The following is a 15,611-nucleotide window of genomic DNA, read 5'->3' as shown; positions in this document are numbered from 1 at the left end:
AGCGGTCAATAATAAACTTTTGCCAATGTGAGTCCGTGTGCCGGAGCCGTCTTTCCGACAAGGGTTCTGTCACCGCTGACGATAGCAGTTTGAATTGTATCAGAATCCATTTTCCCCTGCCCTACCTCGATCAATGTTCCGGCAAGCGAACGCACCATATAACGCAAAAAACCATTGGCCGTGAAGCGCATTTCTATCATCATCCCGTTGGCCCGTTCGTCCCAGTATGAATCGATCGCTATCTCGGTAATATTTCTGACCCGATTATCGCCGTCAGCCTGTGCAGACGCGAATGCCGTCCAGTCGTGTTCACCAAGCATTGATCTTGAGGCCAAGGTCATCGCGGCAATATCCAGCGGTTTCCCCTCATGATGAGCAAAACGGCGCCAGAACGGCGACATCACCGGGGCATTCATGATCCGATAGACGTAAGTCTTACTGATCGCCGAAAATCTGGCATGGAAGTCGTCCGGTACGCGTTCAACATTCATAACCCGAATATCTCGCCAAAGATTTCCGTTTATTGCCTTCTTAAGTTGGTCGGGTTCGAAGGTCTTCCGCATCTGAACGCTTGCGACCTGGCCCTCAGCGTGAACGCCGGCATCGGTCCGCCCAGACCCAAAGACTTTGACCGGACCGTTATCAAGCGTCCCTATTACGCGTTCGAGCTCACCCTGGATCGTCCGATCGCCGGCCTGCACCTGCCAACCGTGAAAATCCGTACCGTCGTATTGGATCAGGAGCTTATAGTTCATTCATTCGTCGGTCAAACTCTTGCGCGAAAAGATAGGGTGAACGTTCGTCCATCCGGAAATATAGTGCTGGTTCGATCAGCTCAAGTTCCATCAATGCGAATCCGCCGTCATCACATCGGACAAGATCTATTCGCGAATAGAGCGGAGTTGGGTTGATCAGCGCGTTGATCATCTCTGCGGCTCTAAGCATTTTCGGTTCCGGGTTGAATGCAGATATCAGGCCACCGTGCTCTTCCTGAACCCGAAAATCACCTTTCCTGGGAGATTTCAGAATAGTGTGGCTGTAGATGCCGTTGAAATAAAAAAGCGAAAATTCGCCCTCTTCGATGACCTGCCGAACAAAAGGCTGAACCATAAAACTGCGTGCCTCGAACAAGTCGATCAAGTGTTCATCAAACTCTGCCAGTCGGAACGTATCTTTTGCTGTTGCGCTGATCGTCGGTTTTATTATTAGCTCATCTGAGGCAAGCTTTCGCTTCCATTCAACAAACCGCTCTGCAGAAACTAAATCGTCACTCCAGATGGTCGGCACTATCCGAACACCTCTATGCTCAATATCACGTAAATACTTTTTATCGAGATTCCATTCAATTATCGAAATGGGATTCTCGAGTCTTGCGGAAGAGTCTTCGATGAGCCGCAATACGCGTAAGAATTCTTCAGGCTGTTCCTGGTAATCCCACGGCGTCCTTACAATTACTGCTTCAAACTGACTCCAGCCAACTGTCGGATCGCGCCAAGAGATCGTTGACACCTCCCATCCGAGATCATTGAGGGGGTTGATCGCAAGTTCATCATCGCTGACATAACCTGCCAGATCGTCCATTGAAAGGAAACAGCAGCGTCTTTTCATCTTGCGGCCGTACGGCTCCCGGGTTTGTAAGGGCTGTCGCCTGCGTAGCACATCGGACACTGCTCTTCGGTATAGGTCGGCACATCGAGCTCGACCAGTGCCGTTCGAGGAACGCCGACGTCTGCGACACCGTTCGAACGATCAATTATCGAGGCGGCTGCAACCACATTACCTCCACCTCCTTTCAATGCCGCAATACATTCCCGCGTTGAGCCGCCCGTCGTTATGACGTCTTCTACTACCAAGATCCGTTCGCCGGGTTTTAGCGTGAAACCACGACGGAGGGTCATTTCCCCTTCCTGCCTTTCAGTCCAAAGAAATCTTATATTCAATGCCGCAGCAACCGAATAACCGATAATAAGGCCGCCGATCGCCGGCGAGGCGACCGTTTCAATGTTGTCATCCAGATACTTCGCGGCGATCATTCGGCCGAACCTCATCGCATCTGCGGGAAACTGTAAAGCAAGTGCACATTGAAGATAGCTTCGGCTGTGCAGCCCGCTTGAAAGCAGAAAATGGCCTTCGAGCAATGCACCTGCACTCCTAAAATGCTCCAAGATCTGGTCGTGTGTCATTGGGTGATCGGTCATACGTGAATGGCGGATCGAAAGTAGGATTATGCCAAATGTTTCTTAGAAAGTGCGAATCGATCGCGTCAGTTGTTGTCATTGTTGCTTCAACATTCGAACACATGGCGTAATCTGAGTGCACACATATTTCGCCCAGCTTCTTCTGACATGAAACATTTATGGCTGGTCAACCGCCGGCCGATCCGCATTCGGACCCCTTGACCGAGGATAAAAATCGATAGGTGTTGCCGCATTAGCCTACCACAACATATTGTGTTAACAAATACTTACGAAAAGACATGCATTCGTTAATAAGTTACGTTACACGCGGCGCGTTAAATGTTGTGGTAAAAACAGTTATAAATTTAACATAAAACCACTAGATTTAGTGTTGACAAATCGCTTCGCACACAATATAGTCTATATCCACTTAGGACGCGCACAGGATTTTGGGATTGAAAAGTTTTTCGAAGGCAAAACGCCTTAATTGCCCCGAAGAAGTAATGGGGAACGAAAACGAATGCGGCTTGCATACAATATCTGGTGCATGAAGGAACGCTCGTTACTAGGAAGAAAGCCTTAGCTCAAGGCCCGAACTAACCCATAAAAATCCACACGCAATAGATCCCGCCGCAACTTTACGGCGGGATTGCGGAACAGAGCCGGCTGGCCGTCAAAAGACGACAATAGGGCTCAAGGGATTCTTGGCCTCAAAAATCCACACTTAATCAGTTTGGGAGATTTTTTTACCATGGAAATGCTTACCGGAACCTCAACCGCCGCAGCCCGAAGAGAAGAGACCGCACAAACGCAGATGCGTGTGACCAAACGCAATGGATCGCATGAGCCGGTCGATATCAATAAGATCGTGCGAGCGATCTCACGCTGCTGCCCGGGACTTCCGAATGTTGACAGCATGCGGATTGCGACCAAGACGATCAGCGGACTTTACGATGGAGCGACGACAAAGGAACTTGACAAGCTTTCCATTCAGACTGCCGCAAGCCTGATTTTTGAAGAGCCCGAATATTCAAAGTTAGCTGCTCGGCTTTTGAATCAATATATTGAAAAAGAGGTCCGCAATCAGGAGATCCATTCATTTTCGCAATCGATCGCATTTGGCGTACGCGAAGGGCTCATCGCCCCACGTGTCGTCAATTTCGTTTCGGAGAATAGCCGCAAGCTAAATGACGCGATAGACCAGACCCGCAACGATCTGTTCGAATTTTTTGGCCTACGCACACTCTACGATCGTTATCTACTGAAGAATCCGGTAACGCGAGATGTTATCGAGACCCCGCAGTTCTTCTGGATGCGCGTAGCCTGCGGCCTCTCCGAAACGCCGCAAGAGGCGATCGAGCTTTACAATCTTTTCTCATCGCTGGAGTATATTCCGTCGACACCGACTCTGTTCAATTCCGGCACAAAGCACGAACAGCTTTCTTCTTGCTTTTTGCTTGATAGTCCGCAGGACAGTCTTGAGAGTATCTACAAGAAATATTCTGATGTTGCGATGCTTTCGAAGTTCTCCGGCGGCATCGGTATCGCATATCACCGCGTTCGTGCACAGGGTTCACTTATCCGCGGAACTAACGGCCATTCGAACGGCATCGTTCCGTGGCTGAAAACGCTTGATTCATCGGTAGCTGCCGTAAATCAAGGTGGCAAACGAAAGGGCGCCGCCTGTGTTTACCTTGAAACATGGCACGCTGACATCGAAGATTTCCTTGAGCTCCGCGACAACACCGGCGATGAGGCTCGAAGGACCCACAATCTAAACATTGCCAACTGGATCCCTGATATTTTTATGCGTCGTGTCGAGGCGGATGAGATGTGGTCGCTGTTCGATCCGAAGGTCGTGCCGCATTTTCCTGATATCTACGGCGAAGAATTTGAGCGAGAATATTTGAAAGCCGAAGCTGAGGGACTTTTCAAGTCGCAGGTAAAGGCTCGCGAGCTTTACGCCAAGATGATGCGAACGCTTGCTCAAACCGGCAACGGCTGGATGACGTTCAAGGACGCCTGCAATAAAAAATCCAATCAAACGGCAAACGCCGGCAATGTGATCCATCTTTCTAATCTCTGTACGGAGATCGTTGAGGTTACAAGCGAAAATGAGACCGCGGTCTGTAATCTGGGGTCGGTAAATCTCGCCCGATACGTCAGCGATGCAGAATTTGATTTCGAACGGCTGCGGCACAATGTCCGTCTCGCTGTGCGGCAGCTTGACCGCGTAATAGATCTGAACTTCTATGCCATACCGAGCACGAAAGATTCTAATATGCGTTGGCGCAATATCGGGCTCGGCGTAATGGGACTGCAGGATGTGTTCTTTCAAATGCAGCTGCCGTTCGACTCCGAACCGGCACGGAAGATATCTGCAAAGATCCAAGAAGAGATCTACTATGCGGCTCTTGATGCCTCTTGCGACCTTGCCCGTCAAAAAGGAGCCCACCCGGCATTTCCGGAAACACGAGCCGCCCAAGGTATTTTGCAATTCGATCTTTGGGGTGTTGTTCCCGAGGACACCGAACGCTGGGATGCGCTTCGCGAAAAGATAAAAGCGAACGGTCTCCGGAATTCGCTGATGATCGCAATTGCTCCGACCGCGACGATCGCTGCGATCGCCGGCTCTTATGAATGTATCGAGCCGCAGGTTTCGAACTTGTTCAAACGCGAAACGCTAAGCGGCGATTTCATACAGGTCAATAAATATCTGGTAAATGAGCTGAAGGCCGCCGGGCTGTGGACGGAAGAGATCCGCCAAAAGATAAAGCTCGGGGAGGGCTCGATACAGGGCATCAGCGAGATCCCAGAGGAGCTGCGTGCAATTTACCGCACGGCGTGGGAGATACCTATGCGTTCGCTCATTGATATGATGGCCGACCGCGGTGCGTTTATCGATCAATCCGGCTCGCTGAATCTATTTATGGAAAGCCCTTCGATCGGCAAGCTCTCGTCGATGTATATGTATTGCTGGCAGAAAGGTTTGAAGACGACCTATTATCTGCGTTCGCGGCCCGCAACAAAGATCAATCAGGTGACTGCCGATTACAAGGTCTCGGATCTCGTGCCGGCTGAAATGAAAAAAGAATATACAGATGCGGAGGCTCTGGCATGTTCGCTCGAAAACCCTGAGGCGTGCGAAGCTTGTCAGTAATTCGAAAACGGAGGTCAAAAAGATGAGGAATCTGCTCTTTACGCTCGTACTATGCTTGGCGGTAGCGATAACCGCCCTTGTCTCAACTTCCTTTACGTCGCAGGCCCAGCGTGCAGCGGCACCTGCGGGCAATGACGCTTTACTTTCCCGCGTGCAGGAATTAGAAAAAAAGGTCGATCAACTCCAGAAAGAGATGGCGGGTTCAAAACTGGTCGTAAGCGGCTTGGATAAATCACTGACCGGCTTAAAGACGTCGTTTGACGGACATACACATAAGCTTTCAGCCTCGAACTATACCTTTGAGCAATTCAGGATAGATAGTTCGAACGGCAAAGCTCTTTATGCACCTATCGCCAATGCGGACCAGATAAAGATAAACAAGGGCTTCATAACGACCGCACCGGTCAAATAAACCCAGCCCTAACATATACGAATGTTCATTTGAAGGGGAAAATATGCTGTTAGATCCAGGATTTAACCTCACACTTCGGCCGATGAAATACCCGGACTTCTATGAGATGTACCGGAACGCCATCAAGAACACTTGGACGGTCGAGGAAGTCGATTTCTCGATGGACGTGACCGATCTGCGTGCGAAGATGACGCCGGCCGAACGGCACCTGATCAACCGGCTGGTTGCTTTTTTTGCGACAGGCGACTCGATCGTCGCGAACAACCTGGTGCTGAATCTATATAAGCACATCAATGCTCCTGAGGCGCGGATGTACCTCTCAAGGCAGCTTTATGAAGAGGCATTGCACGTGCAGTTCTATCTGACGCTGCTTGACACCTACATTCCGGAGCACAAGGAACGCGAAGCTGCCTTTGCCGCGATCGAAAACATTCCCTCTATCCGCAAAAAGGGCGAGTTCTGCCTGAAGTGGATCGATTCGATCAATGATCTGCACACGCTCGAAACGAAAGAGGACCGTCGCAAGTTTCTGCTCAATCTGATCTGTTTTGCGGCGTGCATTGAGGGACTCTTTTTCTTTGCGGCGTTCGCTTATGTTTATTTTCTGCGGTCAAAGGGCCTGCTGCATGGGCTTGCGTCGGGTACGAACTGGGTCTTTCGCGATGAGTCCGCACATATGAACTTTGCCTTTGAGGTGGTCAAGAAGGTTCGTTCGGAAGAACCGGACCTTTTCGATTCTGAGATGGAACGCCAGGTCGCAATGATGCTTGATGAAGCGGTCGAGTGCGAGATACAGTTTGCCGAGGACATTCTTTCTGGCGGCGTCGCCGGCCTTTCGGTCGCGGATATGAAGCAATATCTCGAATTCATCGCCGACCAACGGCTCGCCATGCTTGGCATCCCGAAGGTTTACAAAGCAAAGAACCCGTTCTCGTTCATGGACCTGCAGGATGTTCAGGAACTCACGAACTTCTTCGAACGCCGCGTCGCTGCCTACCAGGTCGCCGTCGCCGGCGAGGTCAGCTTCAGCGAAGCGTTTTGAACGAACAGCCCGCGAAATGCACGAAAACGACGCGAATAGGTATAATTGCCTATTCGCGTTTTTCTTTTGCGGGCGAAATACATATGAACGGACAGATCACTGAATTCATAAAGCATCACTATCGGCACTTTAATGCGGCGGCGCTCGTTGACGCGGCGGAGGCGTACAAGCGGCACGTTGAAGCCGGCGGAAAGATGATGATCACCCTCGCGGGTGCGATGTCCACGGCGGAGCTCGGGCTTTCACTCGCGGAGATGATCCGGCAGGACAAGGTGCATATCATTTCTTGTACGGGCGCGAACCTCGAGGAAGATCTGTTCAATCTCGTCGCTCACGATTTTTACGAACGCGTGCCGCATTACCGCGATCTGACGCCCGAGGACGAGCAGGCGTTGCTCGAACGGCATATGAACCGCGTCACCGATACGTGCATTCCGGAACACGAGGCGATGCGGCGGCTCGAGAAAGCGATGGTCGAGGTCTGGACGCGTGCCGAGGCCGAGGGACAGCGTTATTTCCCGCACGAATTCATGTATCAGGTGCTGCGTAACGGCTCGCTCGAGGAGTATTACCAGATCGATGTGAAAGACAGTTGGATGTACGCCGCGGCGGAGAAAAATCTGCCAATGGTCGTGCCCGGCTGGGAAGATTCGACGATGGGCAATATGTACGCCGGCCACGTCATCACCGGCGACGTCGAGAACGTCCACACGGTGCGCACCGGCATCGAGTACATGACGATGCTCGCCGATTGGTACACCCGCGAATCGGCAGACGCCTCGATCGGATTTTTCCAGATCGGCGGCGGTATCGCGGGCGATTTCCCGATCTGCGTCGTGCCCATGCTCCACCAGGACCTGCAGCGCGAGAACGTGCCCGTCTGGGGCTACTTCTGCCAGATCTCAGATTCGACAACGTCTTACGGCAGCTACTCCGGCGCCGTCCCCAACGAAAAAATAACCTGGGGCAAACTCGAAGCCTCAACACCCAAATTCATCGTCGAATCCGACGCCTCGATTGTCGCCCCGCTGATGTTTGCTTATATTTTGGGGCGGTAATTATGTATGCAAATTTAATATTTTATGTTAGATTTGCATAGATGATCGAGCGGAACTTACAATCAGAACTGATCGAGCGGCTGCGAAATGCATCATCGGTCGCGTTGTTGGGCCCGCGGCAGGTCGGAAAGACTACCTTGGCATTTGCGATAAGTGAATCGATCCCATCGGTGTATCTTGACCTGGAAGACTCGATCGACCGCCAGAAAGTCCAAAATATTGCAGCATTCCATCGGGAGAATCGGGACAAGCTGATCATATTGGACGAGGTGCAGAGGCTGCCGGAGGTGTTTAGGGAGATCCGCGGTCTGATCGACGCCGAGAGGCGACGCGGGAATAAGGCCGGACATTTTTTATTCTTAGGCTCAGCGTCGATCGACCTGCTTCGCCAATCATCTGAGAGCCTCGCTGGACGAATATCATACCTCGAACTTTTTCCGGTTTGTGCCGATGAGTTCTTGGATGCTCCGAGTGAGTTGAACGAATTGAATAGCCTTTGGCTTCGCGGTGGCTTCCCCGAAAGCCTGCTTTCTGACAGCGACAAAGCCAGCCTTCGGTGGCGGCGAGATTTCATCAAAACCTACCTTGAACGCGAGGTGCCAATATTCGGACCGCGCATTCCGGCGGTCACGCTCGAACGTTTATGGACGATGCTCGCTCATTCTCAGGGAACAAACATCAATCTATCCAAGCTGGGAACGTCTCTTGAGATATCAAATGTAAGCGTAAGCCGATACGTCGATCTATTAGCTGACCTTCTGCTCATCAGAAAGCTACAGCCCTACACGGCTAACATCAAGAAGCGCCTGGTTCGGTCACCCAGAGTGTTTGTTCGCGACAGCGGCATCACGCACGCTCTGCTGAATATTGGTGATCTCAGCGAGCTATTGGGCCACCCAATTGTCGGAAAAAGCTGGGAAGGGTTCGTTCTGGAAAACATAATGTCGGTGCTGCCTTTCGGTGCCGAAGCATTTTATTACCGAACTGCGGGCGGAGCCGAGATCGATATTCTTCTCGCGTTTGGCGGAAAAGAAAAGTGGGCGATCGAAGTCAAACGCAACCCCGCCGCCGCACTCGCTCGCGGATTTCACGAGGCTTGCAATGACATTCGGCCTGCGAGAAAGATCGTTGTCCATGCCGAGGCTGATTCGTACTCAACTAACGACGATATCGAGATCAAAAGCCTCTATGATCTCATGGTAGAATTGAAGGCGAAGTAGCAAGAATCTATGCGACGCCTCGATCATCGCCCCGTTGATGTTTGCTTGTATTTTGGGGTGGTAGATTTGGGCTCGATGTTATAATTTGCGTATGACCGAGCGAAACGTCAACAGCGAAGCTCCGGAATGCCACCGCGGCTATCTGGCAAACCGTGAGAACGCATTGGCAAATGGCGAGGACGAGTTCATCAGTTTGGATGAATTTGATACGGATCTCGAAGTTGTCTAGGCTATCTTCCGACTGTCTCTACGTAAGCAACACCAAGCTGATTCTCGATTATCTTGCACGCAGGAGTAGCTGATAGTGTCTGAATCGTCGCGTGATGCACCGACAGAACAGCATCCTGTAAACCCTGATCGTCTTCAAGCGATACAATCCTAATACCTAAATCTTCGGCTTTCTTTTTGCTAATGTGACGTGCATGTGATTTTGTCAGCGAATGACTGCCAAGTTCGGCGATGATCGTATTCGCCTTAGTAACTCTGTCTTTATCGCCGCAAAACATACCTGTTACAAGCCATTCCCTTGCGAGTTCTTCACACCACTGAATTGCTTTTTGACAGGCACCAATTAGCGTAGGGTTATATCGACCTATAATAGGTTGCCAAAGCGGAATCATAGCTGGGTTCGCAGAAATGTCTTCTGCGGCTTTGGTAAACTCTTCTAGAATTCCATGCGCTGGAATGCCACCGATTTGAGGATCAATTGGACCAAGTGACGAATGCTTCCCCATGACAACTTCTTTGGCCGAAAGAGCAATCATCGTACCCGCAGACATTGCAATTTGAGGGACAATCGCTCTAATATCTGAGTCGAACATGGATCGAAGATAATCGACCAACGACTCTGTTGCAGCAGTATCTCCGCCTGGGGTATGGAGAAAGAGATCGAGACCTCGCGACCTATCCAGTTGATGAATCGCCGCCATGAAGCCGTTCTTGTCAGTGTCGTTAACACCGAAGCCGGCGTATCCGTGATTTGCAAGGCTAGCTTTCTGAAGCCAGCCCGAATAATATATGATTACGTTTCTATTTGTGAGTTCGGTATAGCTTCGAAGGTATTTGCGTCGAACGACGTCATAAACGCTTCCAGCCGCTTGAACCTCAGTTAAAAGATCTTTCCAAGTCGGCATCTGGCATTCTCCCGGTCGGTGGGGGATTTGAACTATCCGAGAGTCGGGTAATAAGCACTTCTTTACCGGCAACCTCTGCAGCTTCGAATTGCGTGAACGACGAGGCCGAACCTATAGATAAATGAAGAGTACGAAAAACGTCTTCAATTTCAGATGCTTTCCACACTTTTCTGTCGGGCATCACTTTCCTCCTGGCCAATTTTTGACCTTAAACTGATTAAATGCCTAAATTGGGTTGATTTCCGAAACTCTCAAAAAGCATTCTGCGCCGTTTTATGGACAATGTTCTGCAAATACCTTTTTCGCTAGTTCTTGGCCTGTTTTTGTTGTGGTTGAAACGATTAGCCGGTGATCCGGGAGCTCGGACCAGAGCTGGTCTACCAAAGACCTGGCTGCATTGGTCTCGCCTACTGAAACGCAGTGTAGCCAGATAACTTTCCGGCCATCGTGTATGAATTCCGGGTAATTTCCGAGCCTTTCTGAAAATCCTGATGCGTATTTTTCACGCCGCAAAAAGAAGAGCGGCGACATTACCGCAAAGCCCAAGCTTAGAAGGATTGAATAAACAAAAAACATTCATCCCGCAGGTCCGGAAAGCATAGAAGCCTGGAAAGTCTATCATTTATGACTTTACAGGCCTCTTAGACTTTCGCAACCATCCAAACTATTTTACCCGTTCCATATAGCGCGCTTCGGCCGGGTTTACACGGATCTTTTCGCCTTCCGATATGAACGGCGGGACCATCAATGTTACGCCGTTCTCGAGCGTTGCCGGTTTGTTCGAGTTTGAGGCGGTCGCTCCCTTTAATTGCGGCTCGGTTTCGGTTACCGTCAATTCCATTGAGGCAGGGAGCGTGACGCCTATCGGCGTTCCATTATAGAACTCTACCTCAATTATCAAGCCCGGCATTAACCATTGAGCGGCATCGCCGAGTTCGTCTTCTGTCAATGCGACCTGCTCAAAATTCTCTTGATTCATAAAATGATGGTGTGTGCCATCTGAATAGAGATATTCCATTTTCTGCTGGTCAAGCGTTACCTTTTCGAGCGTGTCGTTCGAACGAAAGCGAAATTCAAAAGAATTTCCGGTAAGCAGATTGCGTAATCGTGCCTGCACCATTGCCCGAAGATTTCCGGGCGTATGGTGATGAAATTCCATTACTTTTACAGGTGCTCCCTCGTGAAGGATCACCATACCTTTTCTTATATCGTTTGCCGAAATAGCCATAATCCTAAAAATGCCCCACAGGTCCGGTTTAAATATCGGGCTGTAACCGAACTCTTTAAAATAATTTACCGGCCCGAAAAATCAAAATCATCGAACCGGTAATGTCTATGATCGATCGTTCTTGAGCTTTATTTTAAGAGCCTTTCTTGTAGGGCAAAGGTGGTGGCTCCTCGCCTGGTTTTGGGTATTCCTTCTTCATCATGTTGTAAATGCCGATGATCTGTTGCTCCCATTTTTTGGACTCTTCGTGGTTTGGATCGATCTTGAGCGCTTTTCTGTAATCCGCAAGAGCAGCGGCATATTGCCTAGCTTCCGTAAGTGCGAATCCACGTTCGAAATAAGCGTTTGCGGCGGCCAATTTCGCACTTGATTCATTGGGCTTTTTTTCCAACTCTGATTCTGCTTCGGAGATCGCCTTATCAAATTTCTCCGTATCGATCGGGTTCCCGCCCGCAGAGAATTTCCCGCCCTTTGCTTCATCTGCCGCGGCGGCCGCTTTTTCATTCGCTCCGGTCGGCGTGGCTTGTCCCTCTGTGGTGTGAACGGTTGTTGACTGGAGTTTTTCGGCACGTACGGGTTCGTGAGAATTAGATCCCGTTCGAGCCGTATTGTTAGAACATCCCGCAATAATCGCGGCTAATGATACTAAGACAAATAGCTTCATCATATGAAGATTATTCGCAAATTAGCCGTTGGTATGCAAATTCATTTGCCGTCAATATAAGGACGCGTTTGCACGATGTAGATCCGAGGGCCGATCATTCCCCACTCTATATCCTGCGGAACACCACTAAATGCCTTCTCGATGCGCATTGCGATCTCTGCAAGAGCACGTGCGTTTGCATCCGACACCACCCGGCCTTGAGCGTTTGCACATCTGTCATTGACCTGCCTCATATCGCCGGCGAGGCTGAAACGCAAGGCACTTGTTTGGTCAGAGAGAGTGATGACCGACACCGTGTCAAGCTCCGGAAGGTAGATCAACTGCTCAGGCATTCCCTTGTTGTTGACAACATTCGAATTGTGTCCGCAGACAGAACTTATGAAGATAGGCTCTGAGTTGTCACGATCAAACGGATCCTTAGTGATCATTACCCCGCCGCGTTCCATATCAACGCCGACTTGGATCAGTGCCGACATAAAGACCTTTTCCTGATCCACATAGTTGCGCACGCGAGCTTCGTAAGCCTCAAAATTCCAGAGCGACGCCCAAACCTTCTTTACGCCGTTCATCAGAGCGGCACGCGTTCGTACGTTGAAGACACTTGAGTAAAGTCCGGCACCAGAAAAATTAGGAAGATCTTCCGCGTTTGACGAACTCCTAACGAATACAGGACGCAATCCAAGCTGGGTGCGCCATTTCGTATAGATCTGACGTTCAAGCAAGGGATCCATCTTGGCTGCCTGGATCTTCTTTCGAAATTCTTCGAGCTTTTGACGGCGATATCGGGGATTATGGACAAAATCATAGTCATCCATAAGATCTTCGATCTCGTCATCGAGGCCGTTGTCCCGCATGAATTTGTCGTACCAATAGAATGGAATTGAGAATCCATCCGGCACGGTAAAACCAGGGATCCTTGCATTTATTATCTCGCCAAGATTCGCTGCCTTTGCGCCGAAAAGAATGCTATCCTTCGCTCGCATTTCCTTGAGTCCGGTCAGTCGTGTAACGCTCAGATCGCTCGGTGCCACTTGCTGATTCGGCGATGCGAACCTGACAGCAAGTTCGTTCGGGTCATCTATCGGACGCCATTTATATTCGGTCAGCGTAGCATCAAGCTCCCATACATAAGTGTGCTTGTCACGAAATAGCTTATCCGCATCTTTGATATACACATTCGGGATGCCCCAACCTTTTGCAAGGATGTTTACGTGGGAAAGCGGTGATGATGGCTTAGTAACAATTATGCCGCGAACCGGCGGAAGCGACATCGGAAGTTCATTAAGAACGATAATCTCGTTATCGCCGATCTCTACGGTATCATCCAGTTTGTCGATTATATGAACTCGGCCGACGGCCTTCCCTGGATTAAGCGCGAGATATTCCTGGCCGGCGTTGATCTCGCTTACCAGAACACGATCCAGCTTTATCTGTGAGGAGATATCCTCCTGTCTTGACGAGTTCGGCTTGTAATATACCTTCGTGAAAAAATGTCGGTTGATCGCCTCATCAGCAAGTTTCAAATGTTCCGCCGTGGCCATATCGCCCTCCCATATCTCCCAAGTGTATTTATCTACGGTTCGTTGCCAAGCGACCGTACCGACGATGAACCTCCGGTCCTCATCGATATAGACAGGCTTGAATACATCAGCCCCTCGGGGGACAAGATAAGTGCCTAACAAAAAGTCCTTGTGAAAGCGGAATCGCTGTGAGTTGACGAAGTAAAGCTTGTCCTCTTTCCTATCCAATACGAACATTGCGTGAGGTAGCGAATATGGCGTATTCGGATGGAAAGTGCGCGCGATCGAGATGAATTCCGCCTCGCTAGTTATCTTTGGTAGCGAATTTTCCAGCGTTGCGGATTCATTCTTGATCACTTCGCCACCATCGGTTCTCGGTGGTGCCTCTGGGCGAATCTGGCCAAATCCCAGTAAGACAGAGCAGAGAAAGACGATCACACAAGTTAAAGGGAAACAAGCTTTTCGAATAAGCATGATTAAGAAATCTCTATTTTTGATCAGATACAAGGAACTACTATTAAATAAAAATGATGCCCATCAGAATATTTTGGATGCCCTGCTTTGGACTGTTCAAGATCGGATATCATCTCAAAGCAATGTTCCGCGAAGCACAATGGCAGCTATAGAAAAGTAGATGACGATCCCTGTTACATCTACCAGTGTAGCAACAAAAGGAGCTGAGGACGTCGCGGGATCCAAACCAACCCTCCGCATAACGAACGGTATCATCGAGCCCGAAACGGTTCCCCACATGACGATCGCGACCAGAGACAAAAATATGGTCAGGGCTACTAGCGGCCAGTGTTCCGAATAATTGAAGAATCCCAGCTTTTGCCATAACGTGATCCGAAGATACCCTATGCTTCCTAGGATAATTCCCAATGAAAGCCCTGAAAAGATCTCCCGCCGGATGACCCAGAACCAATCGCGTAGCGAGATCTCCTTTAGAGCCATTGCACGTATGACAAGCGTGGCCGCCTGCGAGCCGCTATTACCACCTGATGAGATGATCAGGGGTACAAACAGTGCAAGAACGACGGCTTGTGCTATCTCATGTTCGAAGTAACCCATGGCGGATGCAGTGAGCATTTCGCCGATGAACAAGATCACCAGCCAACCGGCTCTTTTCTTTATCAGGGATAGGAATGGGGTTTCAACATACGGAAGCTCAAGAGCTTCCAAACCGCCAAATTTTTGGATGTCTTCAGTCGCTTCCTGTTCGGCTATGTCAAGGATATCGTCAGCCGTAACAACTCCTATCAAGGCTCCGTCTGCATCCGTTACCGGCAATGCCGGCAGGTCCGCTTCACGAAAAACAGATACCGCGTCTTCCTGTGAATCGGTGGCCTTTAGTGCCACAAATCGATTGTTCATCAGATCGGTAACGCGTGTTTCGGGCGAAGCAAGCAAAAATAGCCGCATTCTAATATCATCGATCAGAACCCCACGTTCGTTCACGACATATACCATCGTGAGCGTCTCACTATCCTTACCGAACTTCCTTATGTGTTCGAGCGCTTGCTGGACCGTCCAATGCGGCCGCACCATTACATAGTGCGGCGTCATAAGCCGGCCTACGCTATCCTCTGGATAACCAAGAAGCAATGTGGCCTTTCTACGCTCCGATTCGGAAAGAAGTAAAAGCAGACGCTGCGCAACCCCGCTCGGTAATTCCTCGAAGAACCGAGTCCTGTCGTCATCAGCCATTGATTCAAGGATCAATGCAACCTCCTCGTTCGCAAGCGATTCGGTGAGTTCTTTTTGATCACGATGTGGAAGGTACTCAAAGGTTTCTGTTGCGATCTCTCGCGGAAGAACGCGGAAAAGCAAAGCCCGATCTTCGGGTGTGCTGATCGTCGGTATGAGCGAAGCTATTTCATTCGGGGCCAGATCGCTTATTGACGCACGGATCTCTGAAACACTCCGCTTACGGAGAACTTCAAGGATCGTATCTCTTTTTTCTGTAAGTCCGCGCATACCTACTCTCCTTTTACGGA

The 15,611-nt window shown here is 50.0% G+C and carries 16 protein-coding genes; 6 read left to right on the top strand and 10 right to left on the bottom strand.

Translation table 11 applies throughout. The features are described from left to right. Nucleotides 1–5 precede the first annotated feature (5 nt). From truA to pyrE, 3 genes are read right to left on the bottom strand one after another with little or no spacing between them, the layout of a single operon-like run. Nucleotides 6–755, bottom strand: a complete 750-nt coding sequence (truA, locus tag JVX88_RS04050; protein WP_211625981.1) for a tRNA pseudouridine(38-40) synthase TruA — start codon at nucleotides 753–755, stop codon at nucleotides 6–8. Next, on the bottom strand, nucleotides 745–1,608 hold the full coding sequence (locus JVX88_RS04045) for a RimK family alpha-L-glutamate ligase (protein ID WP_211625979.1): 864 nt from the start codon (nucleotides 1,606–1,608) through the stop codon (nucleotides 745–747). Before JVX88_RS04045 ends, truA begins: the two co-directional genes overlap by 11 nt. Beyond that, on the bottom strand, nucleotides 1,605–2,198 hold the full coding sequence (pyrE, locus tag JVX88_RS04040; protein WP_211625977.1) for an orotate phosphoribosyltransferase: 594 nt from the start codon (nucleotides 2,196–2,198) through the stop codon (nucleotides 1,605–1,607). The genes JVX88_RS04045 and pyrE overlap by 4 nt, the downstream gene beginning before the upstream one ends. Nucleotides 2,199–2,928: 730 nt before the next feature. On the opposite strand from pyrE, the gene JVX88_RS04035 reads away from it, so the two are divergent. The 6 genes from JVX88_RS04035 to JVX88_RS04010 all read left to right on the top strand — a co-directional run bounded on the left by JVX88_RS04035 (nucleotide 2,929) and on the right by JVX88_RS04010 (nucleotide 9,298). Beyond that, nucleotides 2,929–5,337 carry a ribonucleoside-diphosphate reductase subunit alpha gene (locus JVX88_RS04035; RefSeq protein ID WP_211625975.1) on the top strand — a complete coding sequence of 803 codons (2,409 nt, stop codon included), beginning with the start codon at nucleotides 2,929–2,931 and terminating at the stop codon, nucleotides 5,335–5,337. A gap of 22 nt (nucleotides 5,338–5,359) precedes the next feature. Then, nucleotides 5,360–5,749, top strand: coding sequence for a hypothetical protein (locus JVX88_RS04030; RefSeq protein ID WP_211625973.1), 390 nt, complete (start codon nucleotides 5,360–5,362; stop codon nucleotides 5,747–5,749). Between the two features lie 82 nt (nucleotides 5,750–5,831). Further along, the gene (locus JVX88_RS04025) at nucleotides 5,832–6,791 is read left to right on the top strand and encodes a ribonucleotide-diphosphate reductase subunit beta (RefSeq protein WP_211625971.1); all 960 of its coding nucleotides are present in this window, start codon (nucleotides 5,832–5,834) and stop codon (nucleotides 6,789–6,791) included. Between the two features lie 83 nt (nucleotides 6,792–6,874). Then, nucleotides 6,875–7,849 (top strand): deoxyhypusine synthase family protein, encoded by a 975-nt coding sequence (locus JVX88_RS04020; RefSeq protein WP_211625969.1) that lies wholly within the window; start codon nucleotides 6,875–6,877, stop codon nucleotides 7,847–7,849. A gap of 41 nt (nucleotides 7,850–7,890) precedes the next feature. Continuing rightward, nucleotides 7,891–9,069: an ATP-binding protein gene (locus JVX88_RS04015; RefSeq protein WP_211625967.1), complete on the top strand. Its 1,179-nt coding sequence runs from the start codon at nucleotides 7,891–7,893 to the stop codon at nucleotides 9,067–9,069. 91 nt (nucleotides 9,070–9,160) lie between these two features. Continuing rightward, nucleotides 9,161–9,298, top strand: coding sequence for a hypothetical protein (locus JVX88_RS04010; RefSeq protein ID WP_211625965.1), 138 nt, complete (start codon nucleotides 9,161–9,163; stop codon nucleotides 9,296–9,298). A 1-nt stretch (nucleotide 9,299) separates the two neighbouring features. Here the strand turns inward: JVX88_RS04010 and JVX88_RS04005 are convergent, their stop codons facing one another. The 7 genes from JVX88_RS04005 to mgtE form a co-directional block, all read right to left on the bottom strand. Next, nucleotides 9,300–10,202, bottom strand: coding sequence for an SDH family Clp fold serine proteinase (locus JVX88_RS04005; RefSeq protein ID WP_211625963.1), 903 nt, complete (start codon nucleotides 10,200–10,202; stop codon nucleotides 9,300–9,302). Next, on the bottom strand, nucleotides 10,174–10,383 hold the full coding sequence (locus tag JVX88_RS04000) for a hypothetical protein (RefSeq protein WP_211625962.1): 210 nt from the start codon (nucleotides 10,381–10,383) through the stop codon (nucleotides 10,174–10,176). The genes JVX88_RS04005 and JVX88_RS04000 overlap by 29 nt, the downstream gene beginning before the upstream one ends. 92 nt (nucleotides 10,384–10,475) lie before the next feature. Beyond that, nucleotides 10,476–10,733 (bottom strand): glycosyltransferase N-terminal domain-containing protein, encoded by a 258-nt coding sequence (locus tag JVX88_RS43875; RefSeq protein WP_225931458.1) that lies wholly within the window; start codon nucleotides 10,731–10,733, stop codon nucleotides 10,476–10,478. Nucleotides 10,734–10,866: 133 nt separating this feature from the next. After that, complete coding sequence (efp, locus tag JVX88_RS03990; protein ID WP_211625960.1) at nucleotides 10,867–11,430, bottom strand: elongation factor P; 564 nt, start codon at nucleotides 11,428–11,430, stop codon at nucleotides 10,867–10,869. Between the two features lie 133 nt (nucleotides 11,431–11,563). After that, complete coding sequence (locus tag JVX88_RS03985) at nucleotides 11,564–12,097, bottom strand: tetratricopeptide repeat protein (RefSeq protein ID WP_211625959.1); 534 nt, start codon at nucleotides 12,095–12,097, stop codon at nucleotides 11,564–11,566. 38 nt (nucleotides 12,098–12,135) lie between these two features. Then, the gene (locus JVX88_RS03980) at nucleotides 12,136–14,088 is read right to left on the bottom strand and encodes a PEP/pyruvate-binding domain-containing protein (RefSeq protein WP_211625958.1); all 1,953 of its coding nucleotides are present in this window, start codon (nucleotides 14,086–14,088) and stop codon (nucleotides 12,136–12,138) included. A 114-nt stretch (nucleotides 14,089–14,202) separates the two neighbouring features. Beyond that, on the bottom strand, nucleotides 14,203–15,591 hold the full coding sequence (mgtE, locus tag JVX88_RS03975; protein ID WP_211625957.1) for a magnesium transporter: 1,389 nt from the start codon (nucleotides 15,589–15,591) through the stop codon (nucleotides 14,203–14,205). Nucleotides 15,592–15,611 lie beyond the last annotated feature (20 nt).

It is taken from the genome of Leptolyngbya sp. 7M, assembly GCF_018128485.1.
This window is presented reverse-complemented; position numbering and strand designations above follow the sequence as displayed.

What these genes read in the sequence shown, in the direction of transcription:
- JVX88_RS04005 (WP_211625963.1), bottom strand. Translation starts at nt 10,202, where the DNA reads ATGCCGACTTGGAAAGATCTTTTAACTGAGGTTCAAGCGGCTGGAAGC.
- JVX88_RS03980 (WP_211625958.1), bottom strand. Translation starts at nt 14,088, where the DNA reads ATGCTTATTCGAAAAGCTTGTTTCCCTTTAACTTGTGTGATCGTCTTT.
- truA (WP_211625981.1), bottom strand. Translation starts at nt 755, where the DNA reads ATGAACTATAAGCTCCTGATCCAATACGACGGTACGGATTTTCACGGT.
- JVX88_RS04025 (WP_211625971.1), top strand. Translation starts at nt 5,832, where the DNA reads ATGAAATACCCGGACTTCTATGAGATGTACCGGAACGCCATCAAGAAC.
- JVX88_RS04035 (WP_211625975.1), top strand. Translation starts at nt 2,929, where the DNA reads ATGGAAATGCTTACCGGAACCTCAACCGCCGCAGCCCGAAGAGAAGAG.
- JVX88_RS04030 (WP_211625973.1), top strand. Translation starts at nt 5,360, where the DNA reads ATGAGGAATCTGCTCTTTACGCTCGTACTATGCTTGGCGGTAGCGATA.
- JVX88_RS03985 (WP_211625959.1), bottom strand. Translation starts at nt 12,097, where the DNA reads ATGATGAAGCTATTTGTCTTAGTATCATTAGCCGCGATTATTGCGGGA.
- JVX88_RS43875 (WP_225931458.1), bottom strand. Translation starts at nt 10,733, where the DNA reads ATGTCGCCGCTCTTCTTTTTGCGGCGTGAAAAATACGCATCAGGATTT.
- pyrE (WP_211625977.1), bottom strand. Translation starts at nt 2,198, where the DNA reads ATGACCGATCACCCAATGACACACGACCAGATCTTGGAGCATTTTAGG.
- efp (WP_211625960.1), bottom strand. Translation starts at nt 11,430, where the DNA reads ATGGCTATTTCGGCAAACGATATAAGAAAAGGTATGGTGATCCTTCAC.
- JVX88_RS04045 (WP_211625979.1), bottom strand. Translation starts at nt 1,608, where the DNA reads ATGAAAAGACGCTGCTGTTTCCTTTCAATGGACGATCTGGCAGGTTAT.
- mgtE (WP_211625957.1), bottom strand. Translation starts at nt 15,591, where the DNA reads ATGCGCGGACTTACAGAAAAAAGAGATACGATCCTTGAAGTTCTCCGT.
- JVX88_RS04010 (WP_211625965.1), top strand. Translation starts at nt 9,161, where the DNA reads ATGACCGAGCGAAACGTCAACAGCGAAGCTCCGGAATGCCACCGCGGC.
- JVX88_RS04000 (WP_211625962.1), bottom strand. Translation starts at nt 10,383, where the DNA reads ATGCCCGACAGAAAAGTGTGGAAAGCATCTGAAATTGAAGACGTTTTT.
- JVX88_RS04020 (WP_211625969.1), top strand. Translation starts at nt 6,875, where the DNA reads ATGAACGGACAGATCACTGAATTCATAAAGCATCACTATCGGCACTTT.
- JVX88_RS04015 (WP_211625967.1), top strand. Translation starts at nt 7,891, where the DNA reads ATGATCGAGCGGAACTTACAATCAGAACTGATCGAGCGGCTGCGAAAT.